A 21,774-nucleotide genomic window follows, 5' to 3' on the forward strand; every position below is an offset into this window, starting at 1 on the left:
AGTCTGATGAATAAGCCATTGTTGTCAACGCAACGACCGTCCGACTGCCCCTGCGGCGGCGCCGCACCCGATCAGCGCAGCGGCGCCAAACCGCCGCGCTTCGCGCAATGCTGTGGCCGCTATATCGATGGCGGTGAAACAGCGCCACGCGCGCTTGAACTGATGCGCTCGCGTTACAGCGCGTATGTTGTGGGCGCAACGGATTATTTGCGCGCGACCTGGGCGCCGCACACCTGCCCCGCGGATCTCGGCTCCGACCCTGCCGCTCCCGACGCGCCGCGTTGGCTCGGACTGCAGATCAAAGCGTTCGCTGAAACCAGCGCCGATCATGCGACCGTCGAATTCGTCGCACGATACAAGGTAGGCGGCCGTGCCCACCGGCTGCACGAGCTGAGCCGCTTCATACGCGGCGAGGACGGACGCTGGCGCTATGTCGACGGTGACGTAAGCGAATAAGCAGTACCTTCGAAAGCCTTACACCGCTTAGCGGCGCGCAATAGCACCGTCATCACATATGGCCCTCAAACGAAGGCTTTTTTTTCGTGTTGGCTCGACACCACAGCGCGTGTATTTCGACAAATTACTTCGTGCAACCAAGCGCTGCGAGGCAGGCGCTTTTCGGCCTCCCGACGGGCGAATACGCCCTGATTCGCACCCGGCAATTATTGCGTCGCGGGTTCTCCTTTATTGCACAAAACAAAATTGTCGTGCCAGGATGAGGCCGTAGGTTTGTGACGTCACGTTGCGAGAACCGGTCCATACCGCTTCCGCAAAATGCGCAGGTAGCTGCCGATAGCCCACCAGTAAGGGTTCGGCGGCGGTTCCGGGCAGCATGTGTGGCGCTCATCATCGGCGCGTGGGGTCGCGTCGGCCGTTTGGGTTCATCCCGTGCGATCTCGATCAGCGTGCGTGCGCTTGCAGCACTACGTACGCGAGTGTGTTTTTGTTTGTCGAAAACGCCGATGAAAGGCAATTGTCAGCGACGATATTCGACAGACAAAACGTCACGGTGTTAAGGGCAGGTTTTTGAGGCAGGTGCGTCAATGGTGTTCAGCAAGGTTCTGACGAAGTGCGCGGTGACTTGTGCAGCAGCGATGTGCGCCATCGCACTCGCGCATGCCGAGCCGCTCGCCGACACCCAGGCGGGGCCTCTCACTCGCGCGCACGTGCCGCGCATCGCACTCGACGACGATGTCTATCTGCCCACCGCGGGCCTCAACGAACAGATCATCCGCGTGCCGGTCAACGCTGCCGGCACCGCGACGCTCGAAACGACGATCTACAAACCGGACGGCGCAGGTCCGTTTCCGATGATCGTTTTCAACCACGGCAAGATTCCCGGCGACCCACGCACGCAGGAACGCAGCGACCCGCGGCCGTTCGCGCGCGAATTCGTGCGCCGCGGCTACGTGGTGGTGGCACCGAACCGCCAGGGCTTCGGCCATTCGGACGGCACGTATCAGCAGGACGGTTGCGACGTCGAACGCAACGGCATCGGCCAGGCCGGCGACGTGGCCGCGACGATCGATTTCATGTCAAAGCAGCCGTACGTGGATGCCACGCACATCGTCGTGGCCGGCACCTCGCACGGCGGTCTCGCGACGATTGCTTACGGCCCCGAGGCTGCATCGGGCGTGCGTGCCTTGATTAATTTCTCAGGTGGTTTGCGGCAGGACGCGTGCGCCGACTGGCAGGGCAACCTGACGCGCGCATTTGGCGCCTATGGCGAGAAGACAAAGGTGCCGTCGCTGTGGTTGTACGGCGATAACGATTCGGTGTGGACCGCGCCGCTGGTGGCCGGCATGTATGCCGCGTACGCCGCGCACGGTGCGAGCGCGAAGATGGTGGATTTCGGCAACTACAAGAACGATGCACATCGGCTGGTGGGCGATCGCGATGGCGTGCAGATCTGGTGGCCTGCTGTCGAGGCGTTTCTTGCGCGCGTCGGGATGCCTACGGGCGTGCAGTATCGGGTCGATGATCCTTCGGCGCCGAAGGCGAGTGGTTTTGCTGCTGTCGACGCGGTTGACTCTGTTCCGTTTGTGGATGAAGCTGGGCGTAACGGTTATCGCAACTTCTTGCATCAGTATCCTAGCCGGGCTTTTGCTGTGTCGGATTCGGGGGCTTGGTCGTGGGCGGAAGGTGGTGATAATCCGATGTCGGTTGCTATTGCTAATTGCCAGAAGCAGAGTTCGGCGCCTTGCCGGTTGTATGCCGTTGACAACTCCGTTGTATGGGGGAAGGGGTCTTCGCAGACGGCGGATTCTGGTTCTTCGTCGGCAGCTGGGGCTGCTAATGATCGGCGCGCTATTGCTAGCCGGAATTGACTGTTTTGATTTGCCTTCGCGGCGCTTGTTGTTCGGTTGCCTGGGGCTTTGGCCTTTCCTTGTTCTGGCTTTCGTGCCTTTCCTTGATTTGTTAGTGGTCTATTAGTGTTGCCCCTGTGCGGGGCGGCACTTACTTTCTTTGCCGCCGCAAAGAAAGATAAGCAAAGAAAGCGGCTAGAAGCCCCTGCTAAGCGGGTCCCGCAGCGCACACAGGGTAGTGGTGCATCTGGAATCTGTGTTCGTGCACCTGCATACGCTTGTGACAAGGGCGTCATACTTCCGGCGGCGCTTCGCGCGCCGAAGCGTAATTCATAAAACCTCCCTCTACGTTTCACTCCCCCGTTTCGCTCGGGTCCCACCAATCTCAAACGAAGCCCGTGGTTTCCCCTGCAGACCCGTCCGCGACGCACGTAGTGCGGAGTGGGAGCTGATGAGTCCTTTGTCACTAACGCCGAATGCGCGAGAACACGGATTCCAGTCGCACCACTACCCCTAGCAGACCACGGTGCCCACTTAGCAGGGGCTTCTAGCCGCTTTCTTTGCTTATCTTTCTTTGCGGCGGCAAAGAAAGTAAGTGCCGCCCCGCACAGGGGCAACGCTAATAGACCACTAACAAATCAAGGAAAGGCCAAAGCCCTAAGAACACTGACAAACAAGCGCCGCGCAGGCCAAACCCCACACCAAAAATCCGCCGAGCAGGCACCAAACCCCAAATTCCCGCCCGAAGGGACCAACTACTTTGACGTCGTCAACTCCTCCGATCAGCGACCTTCGGCTTGAAACAGAAACCACCTGCCGCGAACAGCACCCAACCCCATCGCCGAAGGCAAAAACCACCCCTCACCCCCTAGTGCACAGCAAGAAATAAACCGCTAATCTCGACCCCGCAAGCCTCCCCAAAGGCCGCGCGCAGCGCAAGAAACAACCGCGCCGCGATTGAAATGGCCCTAAAAAAGCCAGCCGTGCAACGGCAAAAAAGCACCTCGGAGTACCTTTTGGAAAAGTCAGCATCCCCTGAAGACTGGATCACCCGCAGCCTGCGTGCCGTCTGGCACCCCTGCACCCAGATGAAACACCACGAACGTCTGCTGCTCATCCCGGTCGCGCGTGGTCAAGGCGCGTGGCTCTACGACCGCGCAAACAACCGTTATCTGGACGCGATCAGCTCCTGGTGGGTCAACCTGTTCGGCCACGCCAACCCGCGCATCAACGCGGCATTGAAAGACCAACTCGATACGCTCGAACACGCCATGCTCGCCGGCTGCACGCACGAGCCAGCCATCGAACTCGCGGAGCGCCTCGGCGCGCTCACCGGCAACACGCTCGGTCACGCGTTCTTCGCGTCCGATGGTGCATCCGCCGTTGAAATCGCGCTGAAGATGAGCTTCCACTCGTGGCGCAATCGCGGCTTCGAGGACAAGCAGGAATTCGTCTGCATCGCCAACAGCTATCACGGCGAAACCATCGGCGCGCTCGGCGTCACCGATGTCGCGCTCTTCAAAGACGCCTACGATCCGCTCATCCGCAACGCGCATGTCGTCGCGTCGCCCGATGCGCGCCTTGCACAAGCAGGCGAAACCGCCGCCGACGTCGCGCGCCGCGCGCTCGATCAGGTTCGCTCGTTGTTCGAAGCACGCGCCACGAAAATCTCGGCGCTGATCGTCGAGCCGCTCGTGCAATGCGCCGCCGGCATGGCAATGCACGACGCGTCGTATATCGCCGGCTTGCGCGCGCTGTGCGATCAGTACGGCGTGCATCTGATCGCCGATGAAATCGCCGTGGGTTGCGGTCGCACCGGTACGTTCTTCGCGTGCGAACAGGCCGGCATCTGGCCGGACTTCCTGTGTCTGTCGAAAGGGATCAGCGGCGGCTATCTGCCGCTCTCGATCGTGCTGTCGCGCGATGAAATCTTCGACGCCTTCTATCACGACGATACCGCGCGCGGTTTTCTGCACTCGCATTCGTACACGGGCAATCCGCTCGCGTGCCGCGCGGCGCTCGCCACGCTCGATCTGTTCGCGAGCGACAACGTGCTCGCCGTCAACGCGCAGAAATCCGCCAGGCTGAAGGCCGCGCTCGCGCCGCTCGCCGAACATAAGCACGTGCGCAATCTGCGTCAGTGCGGCACGATCTTCGCGTTCGATGCCGTGATCGACGACGCTCAGCAAGCCAAAACATTCTCGCGCCGTTTCTTCGAAAACGCTTTGCAGCGCGAACTGCTGCTGCGCCCTATTTCGACCACGGTGTATCTGATGCCCCCCTACATCCTCGACGACGAAGAAATCGCGCTGCTCGCTTCGCGCACAAGCGAAACTTTCGAAGCCACGCTCGCGGAGACCCGCTAATGCATCTGCTCGACACACTCACCGAAGGCCTCAAGGAAATCGACGCGCGCGGTCTGCGCCGCCGTCGTCGTACCGCCGACACGCCGTGCGCCGCACACATGACGGTCGACGGCCGCGCGATCATCGGCTTCGCCAGCAACGACTATCTCGGCCTCGCCGCGCATCCGAAACTGATCGCCGCTATCGCTGAAGGCGCGGAACGCTACGGCGCCGGCAGCGGCGGTTCCCATCTGCTCGGCGGCCACTCGCGCGCACACGCGCAACTCGAAGACGATCTGGCCGAATTCGTCGGCGGCTTCGTCGACAATGCGCGCGCGCTCTACTTCAGCACCGGCTACATGGCGAATCTCGCGACGCTCACCGCGCTCGCGGGCCGCGGCACGACGCTCTTCTCCGACGCGTTGAATCACGCGTCGCTGATTGACGGCGCGCGTTTGTCCCGCGCTGACGTGCAGATCTATCCGCACTGCGATACGGAAGCGCTAAGCGCGATGCTCGACGCCTCGGACGCCGAAGTCAAAGTAATCGTCTCCGATACGGTCTTCAGCATGGACGGCGACATCGCGCCCCTGGCACGTCTGCTTGAACTCGCAGAACAGCATGGCGCATGGCTTATCGTCGATGACGCGCACGGTTTCGGCGTGCTCGGTCCGCAAGGCCGTGGCGCGATTGCAGAAGCCGCGCTGCGCTCGCCGAATCTGATTTCGATCGGCACGCTTGGCAAAGCCGCGGGCGTGTCGGGCGCATTCGTCGTCGCTCACGGGACCGTGATCGAATGGCTCGTGCAGCGCGCGCGTCCGTACATCTTCACGACTGCGTCGGTGCCTGCCGCGGCGCATGCGGTGTCGGCGAGCCTGCGCATCATCGGTGGCGAGGAAGGCGATGCGCGCCGTGCGCATCTGCAGAAACTGATCGAACGCACGCGCGCGATGCTCAAAGCGACGCCATGGCTGCCAGTCGATTCGCACACTGCCGTGCAACCGCTGATCATCGGCGCGAACGATGCCACGCTCGACATCGCGGCCACGCTCGATCGCGCAGGTCTCTGGGTGCCGGCGATCCGTCCGCCGACCGTGCCCGTGGGTACGTCGCGGCTACGCATTTCGCTTTCCGCCGCGCATTCGCAAGCGGATCTGGACCGGCTCGAAGCAGGCTTGCAACAACTCGGGGCGAAGGCGGCATGAGTAGCTCGAGTCAAAGCGCCCTGTCTCTATTCGTCACCGGTACAGATACGGAAATCGGCAAGACCTTCGTCTCCGCAGCGCTGCTGCGCGGTTTCGTTCGCGAAGGCCTGCAAGCCGCCGCGATGAAGCCGATCGCCGCGGGCGCGTTCGAAGTGAACGGCGTGCTGCATAACGAAGACGCCGATCAACTCGACGCCGCGTCAAGCGTCCTGCTGTCGCCGGAGATTCGCACGCCGTATCTCTTGAAAGAACCGGCCGCGCCACACATCGCCGCCGCACTGGAAAACGTCACGTTCGATATCGATCACATCGTCGATTGCCATGCGCAGGCTTTGAAGCAAGCCGAGATCGTCGTGGTGGAAGGCGTCGGCGGTTTTCGCGTGCAGCTAACCGCAACGCAAGATACCGCCGACCTCGCCGTCGCGCTGAAGCTGCCCGTCGTACTGGTGGTCGGCATGCGCCTCGGCTGCATCAGCCACGCGCTGCTCACCGCCGAAGCGATCGCCGCGCGTGGCCTCACGCTCGCCGGCTGGGTAGCGAACCGTATCGATCCGGACATGACGTTCCCCGACGAAAACATCGCTTCGATTCGCGAGCATCTTGCGCGTGAATACGATGCCCCCTTGCTCGGCATCGTGCCGCATTTGAGCCCGGCTTCGCCCGAGCTTGCGGCGGATCAACTCGACATCAACCGACTCCTGCAGACGCTGCGCCACGCGCAGCGCTGATAACCCATTACATCCATCCATGAGGATTGACGACATGACGCAACTGAACATCGCTCCGACGCCAGCCGACACGGCCGCCGCCCATAACAACGCTGCAGCAGGCGCCAAGCCGATGGCCAAGTGGCGCGTCGCCGACATCGTCGCGTTGTATGAACTGCCGTTCAACGACCTGATGTTCCGCGCGCAACAAACCCATCGTGAACACTTCGACGCCAACACCGTGCAACTGTCGACGCTGCTGTCGATCAAGACCGGCGGTTGCGAAGAAGATTGCGCGTACTGCCCGCAGTCGGTGCATCACGACACGGGCCTGCAAGCCGACAAGCTGATGCCGGTCGATGAAGTATTGGCCGCCGCCAAGGTCGCCAAGGAAAACGGCGCGACGCGCTTCTGCATGGGCGCGGCGTGGCGCAATCCGAAGGACCGCCACCTCGAGCCGATCAAGGACATGATCCGCGGCGTGAAGGCGATGGGCCTCGAAACCTGCGTGACGCTCGGCATGCTGGAAACGCATCAGGCGCAAGGTCTGCGCGAAGCGGGTCTCGATTACTACAACCACAACCTCGATACGTCGCCGGAGTTCTACGGCCAGATCATTTCGACGCGCACGTATCAGGATCGTCTCGATACGCTGGAACGCGTGCGCGATGCGGGCATCAACGTATGCTGCGGCGGGATTGTCGGTTTGGGCGAATCGCGCCGTGAGCGCGCCGGCCTGATCGCGCAACTGGCGAACATGGAGCCGTATCCGGAATCGGTGCCTATCAACAACCTGGTGCAAGTGGAAGGCACGCCGCTGACCGGCACCGAAGCGATCGATCCGTTCGAGTTCGTCCGCACGATCGCGGTTGCGCGTATCACGATGCCGCGCGCGATGGTGCGTCTGTCGGCAGGCCGCGAGCAGATGGACGAAGCGTTGCAGGCACTGTGTTTCCTCGCCGGCGCGAACTCGATTTTCTACGGCGACCAGTTGCTGACCACCAGCAACCCGCAAGCCGAAGCGGACCGCAAGCTGCTCGAACGCCTTGGCATTCGCGCAGAAGCAGCGCAGCAGATGCCGCTGGATCAGAGCGGCTGCGAACATGGCTGCGCGCATGATCAAAACGCGCACGCTGCGCCGAACTAAAGAACTACGCGTACGAAGCGCGTGCGATAGATCGCGCGCAATTTAAAAAGGCCACCTCGTTTCCGAGGTGGCCTTTCTACTTCCAAGCAAAGATCTACTTCTTGTCGACGATGATCTGATCGAACGTCCCGCCATCGGAGAAATGCGTTTGCTGGGCTTTCTGCCAGCTACCGAACATCTCTTCGACAGTGAAGGTCTTGATCGGTTTGAACTCGCCCGCATGCTTCGCGAGCACGTTCTTGTCACGCGGACGCAGGTGGTGTTGCGCAATGATTTCCTGCGCGGCCGGCGACCACAGATAGTCGAGGTACGCTTGCGCTTCCTTGCGCGTGCCGCGCTTGTCGACCACCTTGTCGACGATCGAAACCGGCGGCGCAGCCAGCAGGCTCACCGACGGATACACCGCTTCGAAGTTGCCCGCACCCACGCCCGTGTCGATCAACGATACTTCGTTTTCGAACGTCACCAGCACGTCGCCGATACCGCGTTGCGTGAAAGTCGTCGTCGCACCGCGGCCGCCTGTGTCGAGAATCGGCACGTTCTTGAAGATGGCCTTTTCGAAGTCGATCGCCTGCGCATCGGTGCCGCCGTGCTGCTTGCGATAACCCCATGCGGCCAGATACGCGTAGCGGCCGTTACCCGAAGTCTTCGGATTCGCGATCACCACCTGCACGCCGGGTTTGGCGAGGTCGTCCCAGTCCTTGATGTGCTTCGGGTTGCCCTTGCGCACGAGGAACACCATCGTCGTGGTGTACGGAGCGCTGTCGTCCGGCAGGCGCGCACGCCAGTTGGCGGGCACCAGTTGGCCCTTTTCGGCGAGCAGGTCGATGTCGTTCGGCTGGTTCATCGTCACGACGTCAGCCTGCAGTCCTTGCAGCACCGACAGCGCCTGCGCGCTTGACGCGCCATGCGACTGGCGAATCGACACGGTCTCGCCGCTCTTCTCTTTGTATGCCGTGATGAAGCCGGCATTGATGTCCTTGTACAGCTCGCGCGTCACGTCGTACGACACGTTGAGCAGCGACGTGTCTGCGTGCGCCGTCGAGATGCCGCCGAGCGCGAGCGTCATTGCCGTCATGCCGGCTGCCAGCCAGCGCGATGTCCCCGTCTTGCCTGCCATCTTGTCCCCGCCTATCGATGATGAAAACCGGTGGCCGCACAAGCGTGCAGCGTGAAGCGGGATTCTAACGGATCGCTTACTGGTTCACTCGCGCGCATTTGCGTGCTCATCTGCGCGCTCATCTGCGTGTTCAAGTCCTCCTTCACTCAAACAAACGCGTGCTGCGCGACCTCGAGCGTCTCCTCGCGAAAACGCAGCGGCGCCGCGCAATGCACCAGCGTATCGACGAAATACTTGGCACGTGGCCACGGGCCGAATCCCGCCGCCGTATTGATATGTCCCGCGTCGCCGAGATTGACGAATGCGCTGCCGAAACGCTGCGCGAGATCGCGCGAACCGGCGAGCGGCATCCACGGGTCGGTTTCGCTGCCGATCAGAATCGACGGCACGCCGAGACGCCGCGCGTCGAACGGTCCGGCGAAGGCGAATTTCTCCGGGCTTGCCGGCGCGACGAACAGCACGCCGACCACATCGTTCGCATATGACGCCTGCTGCAACGCGTGCGCAGTCGCGAGGCAACCGAAGCTGTGGGCAGCCAGCACGAACGGCCCGCGTTCGCGCGCGAGCAGATCGCGCAGCGACTTCGCCCAGACGGCGACGTCCGGGGCGTCCCAGTCGGCCTGTTCGACGCGCAGCGAACGCGCGAATTGCCGTTCGAGCCATGTTTGCCAGTGCGCGCCCTCGCTGCCGTGGAGGCCGGGAACGGTGACGAGCCGCGGCGGCCATGTCGATTTGGTGCATGAAAGCATGTCTGTCCCTCGCTGCCGGAATCCGGGAAATGATTGTCCCGCCGGGCGTCGCAAGGGCGAACCAAGTTTTTGTGCTTTGTTTATGGGGCAAACGCGCGGCCATGTAGTAGCGGCAAATCGCACGCCCGTGCGCAAACGCGCGCGATTCGCGGCGAAAAAGTAGAATGAAGCCTATCCGTAAAAGGAGGAGGCCCATGCCGCAAGCGTCGTGTGAAGTGCCGCGGGCGTTGCAGCCGTTCTACCGGGCCTCTCCCGTCATCCGACTCGACAAAGCACGCGCCTTCCGGACCGTATGAAAATCCTCTTCTACATGCCGCATTCCGACGCCGCCGCGTGGCTTCACGACTTCGCCCATGCGCTGCCGGAAGTCGATCTGCGCGAATGGCAGCCGGGCGACACCGACCCAGCCGATTTCGCGGTCGTGTGGCGCCCGCCGCGTGAAATGCTGGCCGGCCGCGACGGTCTGCGCGCGATCTTCAATCTCGGCGCGGGCGTCGATGCGATCCTCGGACTCGAACACGAGCAGCCCGGTACCTTGCCGCGCAGCGCCCAGTTGATCCGGCTCGAAGACACGGGCATGGCCCTGCAAATGGCCGAATATGTGACGCATGCGGTGCTGCGCTACCTGCGCCGTTTCGACGAATATCAGGCGCTGCAAAGCGAGCATCGCTGGGAAGTGCTCGATCCGCATCCGCGCGACACCTTCACGGTTGGCGTGCTCGGCCTCGGCGTCCTCGGTACGCATGTCGCGCAAGCAGTCGCGGCGTTCGGCATGCCGGTGCGCGGGTATAGCCGCAGTGCGCGGCAAATCGACGGCGTCACGACCTTCGCCGGCGAATCGCAGTTCGATGCGTTTCTCGACGGCGTGAAAGTGCTGGTCAATCTGCTGCCGCATACGCCGGATACGGGCGATGTGCTGAACACGCGCACCTTCTCGAAGCTCGAGAAGGGCGCCTATCTGATCAACGTCGCACGCGGCGGCCATCTGGTCGAACAGGATCTGCTCGAAGCGCTAGCAAGCGGTCAGGTCGCCGCCGCAATGCTGGACGTGTTCCGCGAAGAACCGTTGCCGCCCGATCATCCGTTCTGGCAGGAGCCGCGCATCACGATTACGCCGCATATTTCCGCGCTTACCTTGCGCGAAGAAAGCGTCGCGCAAGTCGCGCGGAAAATGATGGCGCTGATGCGCGGCGAAACGGTGAGCGGCGTGGTCGATATCGATCGTGGGTACTGAGCGCGGATACTGAGCAAAATATCGAGCACGGGTTTTGCACACCGCCGAATTCATCTGAAGGAGTGCCGCCACGCGCGGGCTCATTGCATGGGAGACACATCATGGCCTTGCCCCAACGCGTCAAAATCGTCGAAGTCGGTCCGCGTGACGGACTGCAGAACGAGAAAGAATTCGTCCCCACCGGGATCAAGATCGAGTTGATCAACCGCTTGTCGGCGGCCGGCTTTCGCAACGTCGAATCCGCCTCGTTCGTCTCGCCGAAATGGGTGCCTCAGATGGCCGACGGCGCCGACGTGATGACCGGCATCGAGCGCCGCGCCGGGACGATCTACTCCGTGCTGACGCCGAACCTGCGCGGCTTCGAAGGCGCCCTCGCCGCGAGGGCGGACGAGATCGTGATTTTCGGCGCCGCCAGCGAAGCGTTTTCGCAGAAGAACATCAATTGCAGTATTGCGGAAAGCATCGATCGATTCGCGCCCGTCGCGCAGGCGGCGAAGGAACATGGCCTGCGGATTCGCGGCAGCGTGTCGTGCGCGCTCGGCTGTCCGTATCAAGGCGAAGTGCCGGTCGCGTCGGTGGTCGATGTGGTCGAACGTTTCGCGGCGCTCGGTTGCGACGAGATCGATATCGCGGACACGATCGGCGTCGGCACGCCGAAGCGCACGCGTGAAGTGTTCGAGGCAGTCACCAAGGTGTTTCCACGCGAACGTCTGTCGGGGCATTTCCACGACACCTACGGTCAGGCGCTCGCGAACATCTACGCGGCCTTGCAGGAAGGTATCGAGATCTATCACGCGTCAGTAGCGGGGCTCGGCGGCTGCCCGTATGCGAAGGGCGCAACCGGCAACGTCGCGACCGAAGACGTGCTGTATCTGATGAACGGCCTCGGCATCGAGACCGGCATCGACCTCGCGCAAGTCGTTGCGATCGGTGATTTCATTTCGACGTCGATCGGCCGGCCCAATGTCTCGCGCGCCGGCAAGGCCTTGCTTGCCAAAGCACGCAGCGAACAGGCCAACTGCGTTTGACGCAGGCCACACATTTAGCCAAATCATTCAGGACCTGAAACGATGACGGATCACGCTTCCCTCGACTCCGACGATCTCGCCGCATTGCCTGACTCCGCACGCCGCGTCGCGCTTTTGTTGCGCGAACGCGGCCACGCTGGACGGATCGTGATGCTGCCGGAAACCGGCAAGACATCCGCCGAAGCCGCGGCCGGCCTTGGCTGCTCGGTTGCGCAGATCGCCAAGTCGATCCTGTTTCGCCGCCGCGAAGACGACGCGCCGGTACTGGTGGTCGCGAGCGGCGCGAATCGCGTCGACGAAAAGAAAGTCGCGGCGCAAGTCGGCGAGATCGGCCGTGCGGATGCGAAGTTCGTCCGCGAGAAAACGGGTTATGCGATCGGCGGTGTTTGCCCGATCGGGCATGCCACGGCGCCCGTCACGCTGATCGACGCCGATCTGCTGGAACTCGACAGCCTGTGGGCCGCTGCGGGTCATCCGCATGCGGTGTTCAATCTGACGGCGAAGGAACTGATTGCGTTGACGGGCGCGCCGGCGCTCGACGTGGCGCTGCGCGAGACAGCGTGACGCAATGACAGCAGGCATCGATAACGAAGACGACGAGGCTGCCGTGCCGTCACCGTGCATCAGCGTGTGCAGGATGGACGCCTCGACCGGTTGGTGCGAAGGCTGCTTGCGCACGATCGACGAGATCGCCAACTGGTCGTCGTTCGACGACGACGCGAAGCGCGCCGTCTGGGACGCGATCGAGGAACGCCACGCGGAGTTCATGGCCAGGCAAGCGAAGGTGCCGCGGTGAACGCCGCGCCGCGCATCGTAACGATCGGCGAGACGTTCAGTTCGACACTCGAGCTGTCGGCGGACTCGGTAAAGTCGTTCGCCACGCTCGTCAACGATTTCAATCCGTTACATCACGACGACGCCTACGCAGCGCAAAGCCGCTTCGGCGGTTTGATCGCGTCCGGCACGCAACCAACAGCGCATTTCATGGCGCTACTGGCGACCTATTTTTCGACGTACGCGCAGCCGCTCGGTCTCGAGTTCGATATCAAGCTGAAGAAAGCCGTCCACGCGAACGATACGCTGACGATCACGTGGCGCGTGCGCGACGCGTACTGGAAGCCGAGTCTGAACGGCGATCTGACGCATCTCGAAGGAAGCGTGGTGAATCAGCGCGGCGACACCATGTTGATCGGCACGTCGACAATCCTGGTGATGCCGAAACCCGAAGCATCGGCGAATGCGAACGCGAGCACAAACCCGGACACAGGCGCACCATGATCAACCTACCGGCATCGATCCGGGTCTTCGAACGCGGCTGGCTTTCGTCGAACAATGTGCTGCTGGTCGATGACACATGTGCAGCTCTTGTCGATACGGGCTACGCGACGCACGCGCCGCAAACCGTCGCGCTCGTGCAGCAAACGCTCGGCGCGCGACCACTCGATCTGATCGTCAACACGCATCTGCATTCGGATCACTGCGGCGGCAACGCACTGTTGCAGTCGACATGGCCGTGCCGTACCGCGATTCCCGCATCCGAAGCCGACGCGGTGCGCGATTGGGACGAAACCCGCCTGACGTTTCGCGCTACCGGCCAGACCTGCGAGCGCTTCACCTTCACCGAGACGATCGCGCCCGGCGCGCAACTGCGGCTCGGTGCGCTCGATTGGCAAGTACTCGGCGCACCCGGCCACGATCCGCATTCGTTGATGCTGTATTGCCAGGATGAACGCATCCTGATCAGCGCGGACGCGTTGTGGGAAAACGGCTTTGGCGTGATCTTTCCCGAACTGGAAGGTGAAAGCGGTTTCGCCGAAGAACAGGCGGTGCTCGAAGTCATTGCGAAGCTCGATGTACGGCTCGTGATTCCTGGCCATGGCGCACCCTTCACAAATGTCGAGCAGGCGCTGGAACGGGCGTTTTCGCGCGTCGCGTGGCTACGGGCCGATCCGGCACGTAATGCGAAGAATGCGTTGAAGGTGCTGATCGTGTTCAAGCTGCTCGAAGTCCGCGCGATGAGCTTCGACACCTTGCTGCGGATGCTCGACGACGCCGCCGCGATGCGCGCTGCCGCCGCCATGCTCAAGCCGCGTGGCGAATGGTCCACTTTGGTGCACGGGATCGTCGAGGAACTGGCGGCCAAAAACGGGCCATTGGAGATTGATGGCGAGCGCATCGTCGCCCGCCAGGCTTGACGCGCACGGGGCTGGCGGCCGCGCGGCTGCCAGCACGCGGCAAGCAAGACACCAAAACCGTCGCCCCAAAAAGAAAGCCGCTCGACCATTACGGCGAGCGGCGGAAATTCTGTCGGACGTGATCAGCGTCGATATGAATGATACGCGTGCCGGTTTTTTGACCGCATCGGTGATTTCCCTACAGAAGTTTGACACCGCCTTTTAAACCCGCATACAGACAACATTACGAAGCTTCGTAGTCGCACGTGTTGAACGTCATTGGTCCGTCCATATGAACAATGCAACGCGCCGATTGCTCCGGAATCCGTACTATTGCCGACTAATCCATCGGCATCTCAGCCATTCCATCCGGTCGAAGACAGGCGTTTCTGCGGCACGATCCGCCAGCCGAGATTCACGCCGGCGGCCGCGAGCAGGATCAGCACCGCGCCGAGCACCTGAATCCACGCGAGTGTCTGTCCGAACGCAACCCGGTCGACGATGATCGCCACCACCGGATAGATGAACGACAACGCGCCGGTCATCGAAGTCGGCAGCTTCTGGATCGCGCCATAGAGCAGCACGTACATGAGCCCCGTATTGACGATACCGAGCACGATCAATTCGAGCCACTGCACGCCGTTGGTCGGCAGCGCATCGAAGCGCACGAACGGCGCCAGCATCACGACGCCGAGCGATACCTGGATCAGCGCAATCAGATGCGGCGGCGTACCCTTCAGGCGCTTCGTGATAATCGACGAGACCGCGTACATTGCCGCTGCGCCCACGGCATAGGCGACACCAACCAGATACTGGCCCGGCACCGCCAACACCGCCGGCTCGACCTTCACTACGAACACGAGGCCGATGAACGCGACCACCAGCCAGGCGATCGTCGACGCGCTGACGCGCTCGCGAAACACCAGCGCGCCAAGCGCGACCAGCATAAACGGCTGCGTGTTGTAGACGGCCGTCGCCATCGAAATCGAAGCGCGTGAATAGGCCGCGAACAGCAGCACCCAGTTGATGACGATGGCCGCGCCGCCCAGCAGCGCGAGGCCGAGCATCTTCCATGAAAAGAGCTTGCGCCTGAACAGGCCAAGCACGGCGCACACGAGCGCCAGCGTCGCGCCGCCGAAAATGCAGCGAAAGAACACCACGTTGAACGGACTCTGCTGCGACGACACCACCAGCCAGCCGATGGTGCCGGACATCAGCATGGCCATGGTCATTTCCGCCGCGCCGCGGCGAATCTCATTTGACGCCATGATTCGATCCTCGAATTGATTCTGCGTGAGAAGCAGTGTAATTAATCCGATCGCCCGAATACAGGGCTAAACTTAAGTCTTCCCGCGAAGAAACCTAATAATCGAAGGCCGTCATGACCAAACGCCTTGTTCCCGCCACACCCGCCACGCTCGATGAAACCGACCGCGCGCTGCTCGCCGCGCTGGCGGCGGACGCCCGCCAGCCGGTCAGCGAACTGGCGCGCCGGGTGGGCCTTTCGGCGCCAAGTACGGCCGAACGCGTACGCAGGCTCGAAGCACAAGGCGTGATCGAACGCTTCACCGTGCAGATCGATCCGCGCGCGCTCGGCTTCACGCTGCAGGCAATCGTGCGCGTGAAGCCCTTACCCGGGCAGTTGCATCTGGTGGAAGACGTGATCCGGCGGATTCCGGAATTTGTCGAATGCGACAAGGTGACGGGCGACGACTGCTTCATCTGCCGCCTCTACCTGCATTCGATCGAGCAGCTCGACGAAATTCTTTCGAAGGTGACCGAACGCGCGGAGACCAGCACCGCCATCGTCAAGTCGACGCCGGTCGCGCGCCGTTTGCCGCCGCTAGGCTGAGCGGAACGCGCGGCCGCGCCGCGCGCTGAACGAAGCCGCTTACTGCTCGACCGCCTCGAAAAACGACAGCATTTCCGTGACCAGTTCGCCCGACGCCTCTTCAGGAATGTAGTGCCCGCACGGCAATGAGCGCCCGCTCACGTCCCGCGCGACGTGACGCCATTCGGCCAGCGCGTCGAAGCACTTCTCGATCACCCCCTGGTCGCCCCACAGCACGCGCAACGGACAGCCGATCTTGTGGCCGCGCTCGATGTCGGCCCGGTCGTGTTCGAGGTCGATACTCGCCGACGCCCGGTAGTCCTCGCACATCGCATGCACGGCGCCGGGTTGCGCCAGCGCGCTGCGATAAGCGTCAAGCGCTTCGGGCGCGAACGGCGCGAGACCCGCGTGACGGCTGCCCATCACCGCATCGACATACGCGGCCGGGTTCGCGCCGATTAGCGTTTCCGGCAACGGCTCCGGCTGGATCAGGAAGAACCAGTGGAAGTAATAGGTCGCGAAGGCACGGTCGGTGGCTTCGTACATCGCGAGCGTCGGCGCGATGTCGAGCAGCATCAAGCGCTCGACGGCGTCGGGATAATCGAGCGCCATCCGGTGCGCGACGCGGGCGCCGCGATCATGGGCGCACACGAGGAATCGTTCGAAGCCGAAGTGGCGCATCACGGCGACTTGATCGGCCGCCATCGCGCGTTTGGAATATGGCGTGTGGTCGGGGTCGCTGGGCGGTTTGCCCGAGGCGCCGTAACCGCGCAAGTCGGTGGCGATGACGGTGAAGTGCTCCGCCAGTTGCGCCGCGCACCGCTGCCAGATCAGATGCGACTGCGGGTGACCGTGCAACAACAGCAGGGGCGGCCCTGACCCGCCCTTCACTCCGAAAATATCGACGTCGCCCACGGCGACACGAAAGGGCGTGAAATCCTCGAAGGCCATAGCGGGTCTCTTGTCGTTTGGGAGTCAAACCATTGTAGAAGCGCAATGTGTCGATGCGGGGTGGGATAGCCCACGCAGGCATAGAACCTGAACACTCCTTCCAACTGTTCTAAACGGACACGATCCGCCCGCTTCGCCTATAATCGAACGATCGTTCTTAAATTTTGGGCGGTCATGGCAAACACGTGGCAGGTGCGTGGTGGGATCGCAGCGGCGGCACGGCTGCTGTTCAGTCTCGACGCACCACAGGCCATGGGCCGCTAAACTCACAATCGCCGGGCGCTCTACACCGCACCGGTCCGTTCATCAGGAGACTCGCACCATGGCATTGCCCGCCGTCCTGCAAAAACTCGCGCTGCCCGTCGTCGCTTCGCCGATGTTCATCGTCAGCTATCCCGAACTCGTGTTGGCTCAATGTAAGGCTGGCATCGTCGGTTCGTTCCCCGCGCTGAATGCTCGCCCGGCCGAACTGCTCGACGAATGGCTCACGCAGATTCAGGCACAGCTCGCCGAGCACAAGGCGACCAATCCGGACGCGATCATCGGGCCGATCGCCGTCAACCAGATCGTCCATCAGTCGAATACGCGGCTCGAGCACGACGTGCGCGTGTGCGTCGAACACAAGGTGCCGATTTTCATCACTAGCCTGCGCGCACCGGCGCGCGAGATCGTCGACGCGGTGCATAGCTACGGCGGCATCGTGCTGCACGACGTGATCAACCTGCGGCATGCGCAGAAGGCGCTGGAAGCGGGCGTCGACGGGCTGATCCTGGTGGCGTCGGGCGCCGGCGGCCATGCGGGCACGACCTCGCCGTTCGCGCTGGTCGGCGAAGTGCGGCGCATGTTCGACGGCCCGATCGTGCTGTCCGGCTCGATCGCCAACGGCGGCTCAATCCTCGCCGCGCAGGCCATGGGCGCGGATCTCGCCTACATGGGCACGCGTTTCATCGCGACCAAAGAAGCACATGCGGTCGACAGCTATAAGCAGGCGATCGTCAATTCAACGGCCTCGGACATCATCTACACGAACCTGTTCACCGGCGTGCACGGCAACTACATCCGCGAAAGTATCCTGAACGCGGGGCTGGATCCGGATGCGTTGCCGGAATCGGACAAGACCGCGATGAACTTCGGCAGCGACAAGGCGAAGGCGTGGAAAGACATCTGGGGTGCAGGCCAGGGTGTCGGTCTGATGGACGACGTGCCGAGCGTTGGTGAGCTGGTTCAGCGCCTGACGAAGGAATATGACGACGCGAAAGCGCGGCTGGGGATTGCGCGGTAAATGCCCGGTTAAGGTGTTTTGCTGCGGCTCCCGGTTCTGGAGCCGCAGCATGTCCGGCACTTACATATTGCGGCGGTACTGCCCGCCCACTTCAAACAACGCGTGCGTGATTTGCCCTAGCGAGCAGACACGCACGACGTCCATTAGCACCGCGAACACGTTGTCATCGTCGATCACTGCGCGCTTCAGGCATTCAAGCGCCGCGGGTGCGTCGTCACGATGCTGTGCCTGAAAATCGCGCAGACGCTTCAGCTGGCTCTGCTTTTCTTCGTCGGTGGAACGGGCGAGCGCGATCGGCTGCGGCGCTTCATGCGGATGCGCGCTCAAGAACGTGTTCACGCCGACGATCGGATATGAGCCGTCGTGCTTGCGGTGCTCGTACAGCATCGACTCGTCCTGAATCCGTCCGCGCTGATAGCCGGTTTCCATCGCGCCTAGCACGCCGCCGCGCTCTGTAAGTCGATCGAATTCCACCAGCACCGCTTCTTCTACCAGATCCGTCAGTTCCTCGATCACGAAGCTGCCCTGATTCGGATTCTGATTCTTCGCGAGCCCCCATTCACGGTTGATGATCAACTGGATTGCCACCGCACGGCGCACCGAATCCTCCGTGGGCGTGGTGATCGCTTCGTCGAAAGCATTGGTGTGCAGCGAATTGCAGTTGTCGTAGATCGCGATCAGCGCTTGCAGCGTGGTGCGGATATCGTTGAAGTCGATTTCCTGCGCATGCAGGCTGCGGCCTGAGGTTTGCACGTGGTACTTGAGCTTCTGGCTGCGTTCGTTCGCGCCGTAACGCTCGCGCATTGCAATGGCCCAGATGCGTCGCGCGACACGGCCGAGCACTGTGTACTCCGGGTCCATACCGTTCGAAAAGAAGAACGAGAGATTCGGCGCGAAGTCGTCGATCGACATGCCGCGCGCGAGGTAGGCCTCGACATAGGTGAAGCCGTTCGCAAGCGTGTAGGCCAACTGCGAGATCGGATTCGCGCCGGCCTCGGCGATGTGATAGCCGGAGATCGACACCGAATAGAAGTTGCGCACGCCGTGGTCAACGAAGTACGCCTGAATATCGCCCATGACTTTCAGGCTGAACTCGGTCGAAAAGATGCACGTGTTCTGGCCTTGGTCTTCCTTCAGGATGTCGGCCTGTACCGTGCCGCGCACGTTTTCCAGCGCTGTGCGGCGCGCGGCGGCGAGTTCTTCGCCGGTAGGTTGGCGTTGGCGTCCTTCCTGTTGCAGCCCGTCGTTTAAACGCGCAATCTGCTGATCGATCGCGACGTTGAAGAACATTGCGAGAATCGTCGGTGCCGGGCCGTTGATCGTCATCGACACCGACGTCTCTGGCGCACACAGATCGAAGCCGTCGTAGAGCGTTTTCATGTCGTCGAGCGTTGCGACGGAGACGCCCGAGTTGCCCACCTTGCCGTAGATGTCCGGGCGCTCGTGCGGCTCTTCGCCGTAAAGCGTGACCGAATCGAAGGCTGTCGAAAGACGTTTGGCCGGCATGCCTTCAGAGAGCAATTTGAAACGGCGGTTGGTGCGGAACGGATCGCCTTCGCCGGCGAACATCCGTGTGGGGTCTTCGTTTTCGCGGCGGAACGGAAACACGCCGGCGGTGAACGGGAAGTAGCCGGGGAGATTGTCGAGCATCAGCCAGCGCAGGATTTCCCCGTGGTCGACGAATTTCGGCAGCGCGACTTTGCGGACTTCGGATCCGGATAGCGTCGTGACGGTGAGCGCAGTATGGATTTCGCGGTCGCGCACGCGGACGATGTGTTCGTCGCCGGAATAGGCGGCCACGGTTTGCGGCCACGCGTCGAGGAGTTTGCGTTCGCGTTCGCCGAGGGCGGCGGTGCGTTGGGTGATGAGTGTGTCGAGTTGGGTTTGGGGTGTGTTCGCGGAGTTTGGCGAGGCATTTGAGCCTGAGGCGGCAGAGGTGGCGGCAGCGGCATCAAAGGATGCTTCTGTGCCTGCTCCTGCATCAGCTTCAGCTTCAGCTTCAGCTTCAGCTTCAGCGAGCATGCGGCGGGCTTCCGTAAGTTGCCAGCGCTCACGCGCCACCCGCGCTTGCGCGTCGGCACGCTCGCGGTACGCGTGAACAGTCTGCGCGACATCCGCCAGATAGCGCACACGTGCCGGCGGCACGATGGCATTGCGGCCGCTTGAAAAGCGCAGGTCGTCGAGCACCGGCAGACGGCCACCGCCCGAGCGCAGGCCGTGCGTGCGCAGCGCCTCGGCCACGTGCTGATACAGCGCGGTCACGCCGTCGTCGTTAAAACGCGAGGCGATCGTGCCGAACACCGGCATCGCGTCCGGCGTCTTCGCGAAGTCGCCGCGGTTGCGCTGCACCTGCTTCGCGACATCGCGCAACGCATCCGGCGCACCTTTACGGTCGAACTTGTTGATCGCGACGAAGCTGGCGAAGTCGAGCATGTCGATCTTTTCCAACTGACTCGCCGCACCGAATTCCGGCGTCATCACATACAGCGATTCGTCGACGAACGGCACGATTGCCGCATTGCCCTGCCCGATCCCGGACGTCTCGACGATGATCAGATCGAAGCCCGCGGCCTTGCACAGCGTGAGCACATCGGGCAACGAATCGGTGATTTCACTCGACGCGTCACGCGTCGCCATCGAACGCATGTAGACGCGCGCGCCGCCGCCCCAATCACCGATCGCGTTCATGCGGATACGGTCGCCGAGCAGCGCGCCGCCGGATTTTCGGCGCGACGGATCGATGGCCAGCACGGCAATGGTGAGTGCGTCGCCATAGTCGAGTCGAAAACGGCGAATCAGTTCGTCGGTGAGCGAGGATTTGCCGGCGCCGCCGGTGCCGGTGATGCCGAGGACGGGGACATCGATCGCTTCAGCGAGGACCGATAGTATTTCCTGCTCGGCTGATTTGACGCGGCCCGCTTCGTACGCGCTGATCAGTTGCGCAAGCCGGCGGAAGGTGAAGGCTGCGGGGTCGGGTTGTTCGGCCGGGTTGGCAGTGCCGGCGGAACTGACCGCGCCGCCGTTCTGGCCGCCGTCGAGCGCGCCACCCGCCTGCCGCGCCTTGCCGGAAAGATCACGCGCGTTGGCGTGATCGTCAGCCCGCGTCTCGACGTGCGACGCAGCACGCGGCTCGAAACGCGGCAACCCACACGTCGACAAATCGGCCACCCACTCACCAACCGGACTCTCCCGAACAGCGGCAGCGGCGCGCGCCACTTCAGCACAGCGCGCAATCATGTCGTCGATCATGCCTTGCAGGCCCAGCCGCTGGCCGTCATGCGGAGAATAGATTTTCTCGACACCATAACGCTCGAGTTCGGCAATCTCGTCAGGAACGATCACGCCCCCACCGCCGCCGAACACCTTGATACGCTCACCGCCGCGCGCACGCAGCAGGTCGACGAGATAGCGGAAGTATTCGTTATGGCCGCCCTGATAGCTGGACACGGCGACGCCGTCGGCGTCTTCGTGCAGCGCGGCAGTGGCCACTTCATCGACGGAGCGGTTGTGGCCGAGGTGGATCACCTCGACGCCGCTCGCTTGCAGGATGCGCCGCATGATGTTGATCGACGCATCGTGGCCGTCGAACAGGGCAGCAGCGGTGACGAAACGCAGGCGCCGGCCCGCGGGCAGCTTGTGGCCACCGGCGCGCTGCGGCGTGGACAGATCGGTCATGTCTCCCCCAGATCGTTACG

At 62.6% G+C, this 21,774-nt stretch carries 19 protein-coding genes; 14 read left to right on the forward strand and 5 right to left on the reverse strand.

Annotated features, from left to right (window positions below):
• Positions 1–6 precede the first annotated feature (6 nt).
• The 6 genes from KHO33_RS28560 (at position 7) to bioB (ending at position 7,710) form a co-directional block, all read left to right on the forward strand.
• On the forward strand, positions 7–456 hold the full coding sequence (locus KHO33_RS28560) for a YchJ family protein (RefSeq protein WP_200564110.1): 450 nt from the start codon (positions 7–9) through the stop codon (positions 454–456).
• A 587-nt stretch (positions 457–1,043) separates the two neighbouring features.
• Positions 1,044–2,327: a dienelactone hydrolase family protein gene (locus tag KHO33_RS28565; protein WP_200564112.1), complete on the forward strand. Its 1,284-nt coding sequence runs from the start codon at positions 1,044–1,046 to the stop codon at positions 2,325–2,327.
• 995 nt (positions 2,328–3,322) lie between these two features.
• Positions 3,323–4,672, forward strand: a complete 1,350-nt coding sequence (gene bioA / locus KHO33_RS28570) for an adenosylmethionine--8-amino-7-oxononanoate transaminase (RefSeq protein ID WP_200564114.1) — start codon at positions 3,323–3,325, stop codon at positions 4,670–4,672.
• Positions 4,672–5,856: an 8-amino-7-oxononanoate synthase gene (gene bioF / locus KHO33_RS28575; RefSeq protein WP_054037797.1), complete on the forward strand. Its 1,185-nt coding sequence runs from the start codon at positions 4,672–4,674 to the stop codon at positions 5,854–5,856. The genes bioA and bioF overlap by 1 nt, the downstream gene beginning before the upstream one ends.
• The gene (gene bioD / locus KHO33_RS28580; protein ID WP_200564116.1) at positions 5,853–6,584 is read left to right on the forward strand and encodes a dethiobiotin synthase; all 732 of its coding nucleotides are present in this window, start codon (positions 5,853–5,855) and stop codon (positions 6,582–6,584) included. The genes bioF and bioD overlap by 4 nt, the downstream gene beginning before the upstream one ends.
• Positions 6,585–6,618: 34 nt before the next feature.
• Positions 6,619–7,710, forward strand: a complete 1,092-nt coding sequence (bioB, locus tag KHO33_RS28585; protein ID WP_200564118.1) for a biotin synthase BioB — start codon at positions 6,619–6,621, stop codon at positions 7,708–7,710.
• 94 nt (positions 7,711–7,804) lie between these two features.
• Here the strand turns inward: bioB and KHO33_RS28590 are convergent, their stop codons facing one another.
• Both KHO33_RS28590 and KHO33_RS28595 read right to left on the reverse strand, forming a co-directional pair.
• The gene (locus tag KHO33_RS28590; RefSeq protein ID WP_093644752.1) at positions 7,805–8,830 is read right to left on the reverse strand and encodes a sulfate ABC transporter substrate-binding protein; all 1,026 of its coding nucleotides are present in this window, start codon (positions 8,828–8,830) and stop codon (positions 7,805–7,807) included.
• 146 nt (positions 8,831–8,976) lie between these two features.
• Entirely contained in the window at positions 8,977–9,579 is a 603-nt protein-coding gene (locus KHO33_RS28595) for an RBBP9/YdeN family alpha/beta hydrolase (RefSeq protein ID WP_200564120.1), read from the reverse strand.
• A gap of 292 nt (positions 9,580–9,871) precedes the next feature.
• Here KHO33_RS28595 and KHO33_RS28600 point away from each other — a divergent pair, with 292 nt between their 5' ends.
• The 6 genes from KHO33_RS28600 (at position 9,872) to KHO33_RS28625 (ending at position 14,036) form a co-directional block, all read left to right on the forward strand.
• Positions 9,872–10,813: a 2-hydroxyacid dehydrogenase gene (locus KHO33_RS28600; RefSeq protein ID WP_200564122.1), complete on the forward strand. Its 942-nt coding sequence runs from the start codon at positions 9,872–9,874 to the stop codon at positions 10,811–10,813.
• 101 nt (positions 10,814–10,914) lie between these two features.
• On the forward strand, positions 10,915–11,841 hold the full coding sequence (locus tag KHO33_RS28605; protein ID WP_200564124.1) for a hydroxymethylglutaryl-CoA lyase: 927 nt from the start codon (positions 10,915–10,917) through the stop codon (positions 11,839–11,841).
• A gap of 42 nt (positions 11,842–11,883) precedes the next feature.
• Entirely contained in the window at positions 11,884–12,405 is a 522-nt protein-coding gene (locus tag KHO33_RS28610; RefSeq protein WP_200564126.1) for a YbaK/EbsC family protein, read from the forward strand.
• A 4-nt stretch (positions 12,406–12,409) separates the two neighbouring features.
• A complete protein-coding gene (locus KHO33_RS28615; protein WP_200564128.1) occupies positions 12,410–12,637 on the forward strand; it encodes a DUF1289 domain-containing protein in 228 nt (75 codons plus the stop codon).
• A complete protein-coding gene (locus tag KHO33_RS28620; RefSeq protein ID WP_200564130.1) occupies positions 12,634–13,119 on the forward strand; it encodes a MaoC family dehydratase in 486 nt (161 codons plus the stop codon). Before KHO33_RS28615 ends, KHO33_RS28620 begins: the two co-directional genes overlap by 4 nt.
• Positions 13,116–14,036 carry an MBL fold metallo-hydrolase gene (locus KHO33_RS28625; protein ID WP_200564132.1) on the forward strand — a complete coding sequence of 307 codons (921 nt, stop codon included), beginning with the start codon at positions 13,116–13,118 and terminating at the stop codon, positions 14,034–14,036. Before KHO33_RS28620 ends, KHO33_RS28625 begins: the two co-directional genes overlap by 4 nt.
• A 335-nt stretch (positions 14,037–14,371) precedes the next feature.
• Here the strand turns inward: KHO33_RS28625 and KHO33_RS28630 are convergent, their stop codons facing one another.
• Complete coding sequence (locus KHO33_RS28630) at positions 14,372–15,283, reverse strand: DMT family transporter (protein WP_200564134.1); 912 nt, start codon at positions 15,281–15,283, stop codon at positions 14,372–14,374.
• A gap of 113 nt (positions 15,284–15,396) precedes the next feature.
• Between KHO33_RS28630 and KHO33_RS28635 the strand changes: the two genes are divergently transcribed.
• Positions 15,397–15,867, forward strand: a complete 471-nt coding sequence (locus KHO33_RS28635; RefSeq protein ID WP_054037816.1) for an Lrp/AsnC family transcriptional regulator — start codon at positions 15,397–15,399, stop codon at positions 15,865–15,867.
• Between the two features lie 39 nt (positions 15,868–15,906).
• Here the strand turns inward: KHO33_RS28635 and KHO33_RS28640 are convergent, their stop codons facing one another.
• Entirely contained in the window at positions 15,907–16,797 is an 891-nt protein-coding gene (locus tag KHO33_RS28640) for an alpha/beta fold hydrolase (RefSeq protein WP_200564136.1), read from the reverse strand.
• Between the two features lie 322 nt (positions 16,798–17,119).
• Between KHO33_RS28640 and KHO33_RS28645 the strand changes: the two genes are divergently transcribed.
• A complete protein-coding gene (locus KHO33_RS28645; protein WP_200564138.1) occupies positions 17,120–18,079 on the forward strand; it encodes an NAD(P)H-dependent flavin oxidoreductase in 960 nt (319 codons plus the stop codon).
• A 60-nt stretch (positions 18,080–18,139) separates the two neighbouring features.
• Here KHO33_RS28645 and KHO33_RS28650 read toward each other — a convergent pair whose 3' ends face one another.
• Positions 18,140–21,754: a methylmalonyl-CoA mutase family protein gene (locus tag KHO33_RS28650; protein WP_200564140.1), complete on the reverse strand. Its 3,615-nt coding sequence runs from the start codon at positions 21,752–21,754 to the stop codon at positions 18,140–18,142.
• Positions 21,755–21,774: the final 20 nt, after the last annotated feature.

The sequence above is a fragment of the Paraburkholderia nemoris genome (assembly GCF_905221015.1).
In the GTDB taxonomy this organism is placed as follows: domain Bacteria; phylum Pseudomonadota; class Gammaproteobacteria; order Burkholderiales; family Burkholderiaceae; genus Paraburkholderia; species Paraburkholderia nemoris.